A 6,663-nucleotide genomic window follows, 5' to 3' on the forward strand; every position below is an offset into this window, starting at 1 on the left:
TACCCATATTTGGTAAGCCCGAAAAAACTTTGTGCTTCTAATTTTCCACAAATAAGAACGATAATTCATTAAAATATTGCTTTGACCTTGCGTATTTGAGCTATACAGTGATAAAAAAGGTTTATATTTTTATTAAAAACAAAAATCAGGACAGGTTATGAAGATGAAAATAATAACAAGATTTCCCCCAAGCCCAACAGGCTCACTCCATGTAGGGGGAGCAAGAACAGCTGTTTTTAACTGGCTTTATTCAAAAGCTAAAAAAGGTAAGTTTATTTTAAGATTTGAAGATACTGACCAGGAAAGATCCACAAAAGAATCTGAAGAAGAAATCCTTGAAGCCATGGAATGGCTTGGGCTTGATTATGATGAAGGCCCTTTTTATCAGACAAAAAGAACCGATGTTTACCAAAAATATGCAGATATTCTCATTGAAAAAGGACTTGCCTATTATTGCACCTGCACCCAGGAAGAAGTTGAGGCAATGAGGGAAAAGGCAAGATCTGAAGGAAAAAAACCAAAATACGACGGAAGATGCAGGGAAAAAAACCTTCCAAAATCCCAAGGTGCGGCTTTACGTATTAAAGCTCCCCTTTCAGGAACCTGCATAATAAAAGATATAATAAAAGGCAATATTTCAGTACCTTATGAAGAGCTTGATGATTTTATAATTCAAAGAAGCGATGGCTCTTTTACCTATAATTTTGCTGTAACTATAGATGACCTTACAATGGAGGTAAGTCCTATAATAAGAGGGGACGACCATGTAAGCAACACTCCAAAGCAGATTGTCATTTATGAAGCCCTTGAAGAAAAGCTGCCTGAATTTGGCCATGTTCCCATGGTTCTTGGTTCAGACAAAAAAAGGCTGAGCAAAAGACACGGAGCAATGAGTATTCTTGAGTATAAAAAACTAGGTTATCTTCCAGATGCTGTTATAAATTATCTTGTAAGACTTGGCTGGTCTTGCGGGGATCAAGAATATTTCACAAGAACTGAACTTATTGAAAAATTCTCCCTTGAAAATATTGGCCGTTCACCAGGAGTTTTTGATCCTGAAAAAATGCTGAGCTTAAACGCAGAGCATATTCAAAATTCAGACGATGATTTTCTTTGCAAAACAATTTCCAATCAGTCAGGGCTTCCTGCTACAGAAAAGCTCAAGCTTGCGGTTAATGTTTACAAATCAAGGGCAAAAACTCTTTTTGAACTTGAAGATTCTATAAAAGTTTATTTTACCGATGAATTTGAATATTCAGAAAAAGCTGCCAAGGACAATCTTAAAGTATCAGCAGCAGAAATTCTTCAAAACTTTGCCAATAACTTAAAAAACATAAAAAACTTTACCCATGATGAAATTGACCTGGCCTTTAACCAGGTTCTATCTGATCATGAAATAAAATTTCCCAAACTTGCCAAACCTCTTCGCGTTGCTCTCACAGGTATAGCCCAGGGAGCTGGAATCCATGAAACCCTTGAGCTTACAGGTCAGGAAAAAGCAATTGAGAGAATTGAAAAGGCAGTTTTGTGGATTAAAGAAAACAGGGGATAAAATTTCCTTGACTTTCTTTTGATATGGAGCTAAACAGTTTTCACTTCCTGAGGGATGGTCTAATGGTAAGACGGCGGACTCTGACTCCGCTTATCGGGGTTCAAATCCCTGTCCCTCAGCCACTGTCAATAAAGGCTCTCAGCGTTTTTCACTGAAGGCCTTTTTTTATTATAATCAAATTTATTCCTAGTTTGTTCCCAACTATATTTTTGTTCCCGCCAATTTCAGCCAAAAAAAGAGTAGGAGATTTTAACAAATTGGAATTAAATTTGTATTGAAAATTCTTTTCGCTAAGCGGTAAATTATGGCTGATGGATAAACTTGTAATAAATTTAAATTCGTATTAAATTTATTACAATATTATTGAACACAAGGAGCACCCCATTATGTTGTCCGTTAAATTACCTGAAGACCTTGAAAAAAGGCTTAATGATTTAGTTTCAAAAACAAACCGCACAAAGTCGTTTTATGCCGTAGAAGCATTACCTCTCTACATTGAAGACCTGGAAGATCTTTACCTTTCTGAAAAAGCCTTTGAAGAATTTTTACTAAACGGTGAAAAAGCCCTTTCATCAGAAGAGGTTAGAAAAAAACTTGGCTTATAAAATCAAATATACCCCAGAAGTATTAAAACAGCTTTCAAAACTTGATAAACCCATTGCTAAAAAAATTCTTGATTACATGGACAATAGAGCAGCCAACCAGATCAATCCTCAGCCGAAAATATTTCTGCTAATGATTCACTTTGGGTTACTACTCTATCTGCTTCCATTTTTGCTAAATCCAGGGGGTAGCCATATCGCCTTAATACGTTTCTTACTGCAACTCTTATAGCTTTGCCTTCAAATACTTTTTGTCTTACTTCAAAATGATTTACTATATCTTTTGCAATATCTTTTAATCTGTCAGGATGTCCTATCACTGCATCAATGGTTGCTGTTTTCTTTTTTGCTTTTTTCTAAAGGAAAAAAATGACACAGGAGCAGCCTCCTGTGTCAGACGGTAGGTTTATTTGGAAGGAATATGGGGATTTAAACTTGTTAATCAATGTTTTTTATATATCTGTCAAAAGATGAAGCACCTGAAGATTTAAGCGGAATAAATGATTTTTCAGTTTTTTTACAGATTTTTTTCAGTCTTAGACAGGCATCATGGCTTGTACAGTCAATGGGACAAAAAACCATATCAGCTGAAGAAACTAAGTTATCAATACTTTTTTTAGAAGACTCCATTCCACCATCATGATAAATAAATTCCCCTCCGTATTCTTCAACAATTTCCTTATATCTTGGAAGGATGTTTTTTCTTCCTCCAACATATAGAATTTTTTTGCCGCAAAGAGCAGGGCCTGGACAGTTTGGTGAAGTACATCCACTGCATTTTATCTTCTCTGGAGGATTGTTAACAGGCTCAAAAAAGCTGTTTATAATTTTTTTTGATTCAAGTTCTTTTTCAAGTTCTTTGATTTTTTTGCATAAAAAAGAGTTTTCATTTTTTAAAAACTCAACACTGCTCTCAAGTTCGTTTATTTTTATGTTTTGATTCTTATTTTCATACCCAGGGCTATTTGTAATTTTTTCATTTTTAAGTTCATTAAGTTCTTTTTCAGCCTCGTCCAGATAGGAAAAAAGCTGATTTGTTTTTATTTTTTCATTTTTGTACTTTTTATTTAAGTCTGAAAACTTTTTGCTAAATGCTCTTTTAAGAGTTCTGATTTTAATGTTGAGCTTGTCATTTTCTTCTTCTACTCTTTTAACTCTTTTTATATCTGCCCGTGTGCTTCGCCCTATCATATGTGAAAGCATATGAACTTCACCAAAGGCATTTGCAAGAGTTGTTGCCGAAGGGAAAGGATGACTCATCAAAGCCCAATAAGGTCCTGGGATATTTCCTTTTTCATATTCGTAATTCCATTTGTCTTTAAGTTCAGCATCTGATTTTATTTTTGAAAACTCCCTTACTTCCTTTTCAAACTTTTTATCAAGAGCCTTGGTCAAGAGTTTTGCAGGAAGCTCGTCTTCACCCGCAAGATATACAAAAATTCCATGAATTTCATGTTCAGTGGAGTTTTTTGGAATTAAAACCTTTGCTTTTCTCTGGATTTTTTCAAGTTCTTTTAGACTCAGGCAGGTTCCAACTATTGAACAATGAAAATGACCTTTAATTTCATTTATTTTTTTTCTTTTTCCAGATGGATTAAAATCATTTAAGTTCATTTTTTTTCCTCTTTAGATAGTTTTCTATTGTTTCAAGGTTTTTGCTGAAGGCATTAACAATTAAGGGGTCAAATTGTGTTCCTGAATTTTGAAAAACTTCTATTACAGTTGATTCAAAATCCATTTTGTTTCTATATGGCCTTTTTTGCATCATTGCGGAGACTGAATCAGCAACTGCAATAATTCTGGCACCAAGTGGAATCTCATATCCTTTAAGACCTGAGGGATAACCCTTTCCATCGTATCTTTCATGGTGATGTAAAATAATATCCTTAATTGAATTTTTTTCAGTAAAACCTTCAATTGAAGAAACAATTTCAGCACCAACCATTGGATGACTTTTAATACAATCCCATTCTTCTTGGCTGAGTTTGTCTTTTTTAAAAAGAATATTATCAGGAATTCCTATTTTACCAATATCGTGTAAATGGCCAGCAAGATGAATAACTTCAAGCTGCTGTTTTTTTAAGCCTATGGATTTTCCAATTATTGATGATATATCAGCTACTTCATTTGAATGCTCTTTGGTGGAGTTATCTCTGGCATCAAGTGCCCTGCCAAGTGCTGTTGCAAAATCATGGAGGAGTTTTGAATAATTGGGAAGACTGGGACATCGGTTACAGGACAGCAAAAATTCATTGTAAAGAAAATTATTACTTATAGCTGTATCAGCTTGCATTTATTTATCCTCATAAAGTTAGGAGTATCTAATTAGTTTAAGGTTGACTAATACAATCTTGGATATTATCAGTCAAGCAAAAAAATAGGAGTCAGAAAAAAATGGAATTTTTTAAAAAAAGTTTTTTATTTAAAAGAGACAATAAGACATTTTATGTTTTTAGTGAGCTTCTTGAAATTGTCAGGTGCAAAGATTATCAGGACATAGAAGACTCTCTTGTATATATTGAAAAAATGGTTTCCCTTGGATATTTTGCAGCAGGATTTGTTGCTTATGAAGCTGCTAAGGCATTTGATCCCAAGTTTTTTGTAAACCAAAATGAAATTTCAGACTATCTCTGGTTTGGAATTTATAAAAAAGTTGAAATTGCTGATATTGAAAGTTTTTGTACAGATAAAAAATCAGGCTGGAACCCTGATTGGAAATTTCCTTTTTCATATAAAGATTATGAAAAAAAAATTGAGTTTATTAAAAACAAAATAAAGCTGGGTGATATTTATCAGCTAAATCTTACATTTCTTATGAGTTGTTTTGTACAAGAGCCTGCTTTTGATATTTTTGTGCGACATTTTGCAGGACTTGACAGTCCTTATTGCGGTTTTGTTGAAACAGATGAGTTTGCTGTAATCAGCTCTTCTCCTGAACTTTTTTTCTCTCTTGATAAAGATATTCTGACTTCAAAACCAATGAAAGGTACCATAAAAAGGGGAATAAATTGTAAGGAGGATGAAATAAATAAAAAAATTCTTTCAAATTCAATAAAAGATCAGGCTGAAAATATAATGATACTTGATATGATGAGAAATGATTTTTCAAAAATATCAGAAAAATTATCTGTAAAAGCAGACAATATTTTTGAAATAGAAAAATATTCAAGAGTTTTTCAAATGACTTCAACTGTAAAATGCAAAACTAAAGCTTCAATAACAGAAATATTTAAAGCTCTTTTCCCTTGTGCTTCAATAACAGGAGCTCCTAAATTTAAAGCTATGGAATATATCAACGAGTTGGAAAATTCCCAAAGGGGAGTTTATACAGGGGCAATGGGATATTTAATGCCGGGTAGAAAATCTGTTTTTAATGTTGCAATAAGAACTCTTTATATTAATAAAAAAAAGAAACTGGGTTTTTACGGTACAGGAGGTGGAATTGTCTGGGACTCAAAAGCAAAAGAAGAATATGATGAATGCATGAACAAAGCTCTTGTTGTTTCAGAGCCTGAACCTGACTTTATGCTTCTTGAAACTATGCTTTATATTCCAGATAGTGGATTTTATCTTGAAAAATATCATGTTAAAAGAATTCTTGAATCTGCTAAATATTTTTCATTTGAATTCAATCTGGATAAATTTTCTGATTTTTTAAAAAATTTTAAGTCTGATAAGTTTTTAAAAGTCAGGGTGTTGGCAGGCAAAAACCGCCAATTGTCATTTGAAAGTTTTGAGCTTTTAGATAATCCCCTTGAAAAAAAGATTAAGTGGAAAGTTTGTTTAAGCAATGAAAATATCAGTTCAAAAAATCGATTTATTTACCATAAAACCACAAACAGAAAAATATATGAAGATGCTCTATCAAAATACAAAAAATATAATGATGTAATTTTAGTAAATGAAAGAAATGAAATAACAGAGTCATGTTATTCAAATATTGTAATTCAAAAAAATGGGTGCCTTTATACTCCCCATTCTTCATCTGGTCTTTTACCTGGCACAATGAGACAATTTCTTATTGATGAAAAAAAGCTAAAGGAAAAGATTATATTAAAAAATGAATTAAAAGATTGTGAAAAAATATTTTTAATAAATTCTGTTAGAGGATTTATTGAGGTTGAATTAGATATCAGCTGAACAAGAATGCAGCTTTGCTGAAACTACTTAGTATTGTGTTTGTTTTTTTAACCTTTTTTCGGTCTGGTCCTTGGGTTCAGAAGTGCAGGTTCTATTTTATTTACTTTTTTTATTTTAGTACAAGAGTAATGATATTTCATAGTACCAGCAAGTCATTGCCATAAAACCAATGACGAGGAAAAAAGCACAGGATTTCATCAAATAATGGAGTTATTATGCATACTATCCGAGTTTGGCTGAAAGCCTCTCGTCTTCAATCTCAAAGTTATATTTTCCTCCCTGTTTTGGTTGGTCAGGCTTTTTTTGTCTTTCAAGGAAACCCATTGAACTGGCCTGTTTTTTTTATCATGGTTTTATTTGGGCTTTTTA

General features: G+C 32.9%; 6 protein-coding genes and 1 tRNA gene. 4 read left to right on the plus strand and 3 right to left on the minus strand.

The features are described 5' to 3' along the window. The first annotated feature begins 157 nt into the window (after positions 1-157). The 3 genes from gltX to RBR53_11820 all read left to right on the plus strand — a co-directional run bounded on the left by gltX (position 158) and on the right by RBR53_11820 (position 2,157). A complete protein-coding gene (gltX, locus tag RBR53_11810) occupies positions 158-1,552 on the plus strand; it encodes a glutamate--tRNA ligase (GenBank protein ID MDY0133337.1) in 1,395 nt (464 codons plus the stop codon). A 48-nt stretch (positions 1,553-1,600) separates the two neighbouring features. Further along, positions 1,601-1,674: transfer RNA gene (locus RBR53_11815), tRNA-Gln, on the plus strand. Between the two features lie 264 nt (positions 1,675-1,938). Beyond that, the gene (locus tag RBR53_11820) at positions 1,939-2,157 is read left to right on the plus strand and encodes a CopG family transcriptional regulator (GenBank protein ID MDY0133338.1); all 219 of its coding nucleotides are present in this window, start codon (positions 1,939-1,941) and stop codon (positions 2,155-2,157) included. Between the two features lie 101 nt (positions 2,158-2,258). Here RBR53_11820 and RBR53_11825 read toward each other — a convergent pair whose 3' ends face one another. From RBR53_11825 to RBR53_11835, 3 genes are all read right to left on the minus strand, one after another. Further along, positions 2,259-2,474 carry a hypothetical protein gene (locus tag RBR53_11825; protein ID MDY0133339.1) on the minus strand — a complete coding sequence of 72 codons (216 nt, stop codon included), beginning with the start codon at positions 2,472-2,474 and terminating at the stop codon, positions 2,259-2,261. A gap of 118 nt (positions 2,475-2,592) precedes the next feature. Next, entirely contained in the window at positions 2,593-3,768 is a 1,176-nt protein-coding gene (locus RBR53_11830) for a DUF2325 domain-containing protein (GenBank protein MDY0133340.1), read from the minus strand. Continuing rightward, complete coding sequence (locus RBR53_11835; protein ID MDY0133341.1) at positions 3,755-4,447, minus strand: HD-GYP domain-containing protein; 693 nt, start codon at positions 4,445-4,447, stop codon at positions 3,755-3,757. Before RBR53_11835 ends, RBR53_11830 begins: the two co-directional genes overlap by 14 nt. A gap of 101 nt (positions 4,448-4,548) precedes the next feature. Here RBR53_11835 and RBR53_11840 point away from each other — a divergent pair, with 101 nt between their 5' ends. Further along, positions 4,549-6,294: a bifunctional anthranilate synthase component I family protein/class IV aminotransferase gene (locus RBR53_11840; GenBank protein ID MDY0133342.1), complete on the plus strand. Its 1,746-nt coding sequence runs from the start codon at positions 4,549-4,551 to the stop codon at positions 6,292-6,294. Positions 6,295-6,663: the final 369 nt, after the last annotated feature.

This window comes from Desulforegulaceae bacterium (assembly GCA_034006035.1).
Classification (GTDB): Bacteria; Desulfobacterota; Desulfobacteria; order Desulfobacterales; family JACKCP01; genus JACKCP01.

What these genes read in the sequence shown, in the direction of transcription:
- gltX (MDY0133337.1), top strand. Translation starts at nt 158, where the DNA reads ATGAAGATGAAAATAATAACAAGATTTCCCCCAAGCCCAACAGGCTCA.
- RBR53_11820 (MDY0133338.1), top strand. Translation starts at nt 1,939, where the DNA reads ATGTTGTCCGTTAAATTACCTGAAGACCTTGAAAAAAGGCTTAATGAT.
- RBR53_11830 (MDY0133340.1), bottom strand. Translation starts at nt 3,768, where the DNA reads ATGAACTTAAATGATTTTAATCCATCTGGAAAAAGAAAAAAAATAAAT.
- RBR53_11835 (MDY0133341.1), bottom strand. Translation starts at nt 4,447, where the DNA reads ATGCAAGCTGATACAGCTATAAGTAATAATTTTCTTTACAATGAATTT.
- RBR53_11840 (MDY0133342.1), top strand. Translation starts at nt 4,549, where the DNA reads ATGGAATTTTTTAAAAAAAGTTTTTTATTTAAAAGAGACAATAAGACA.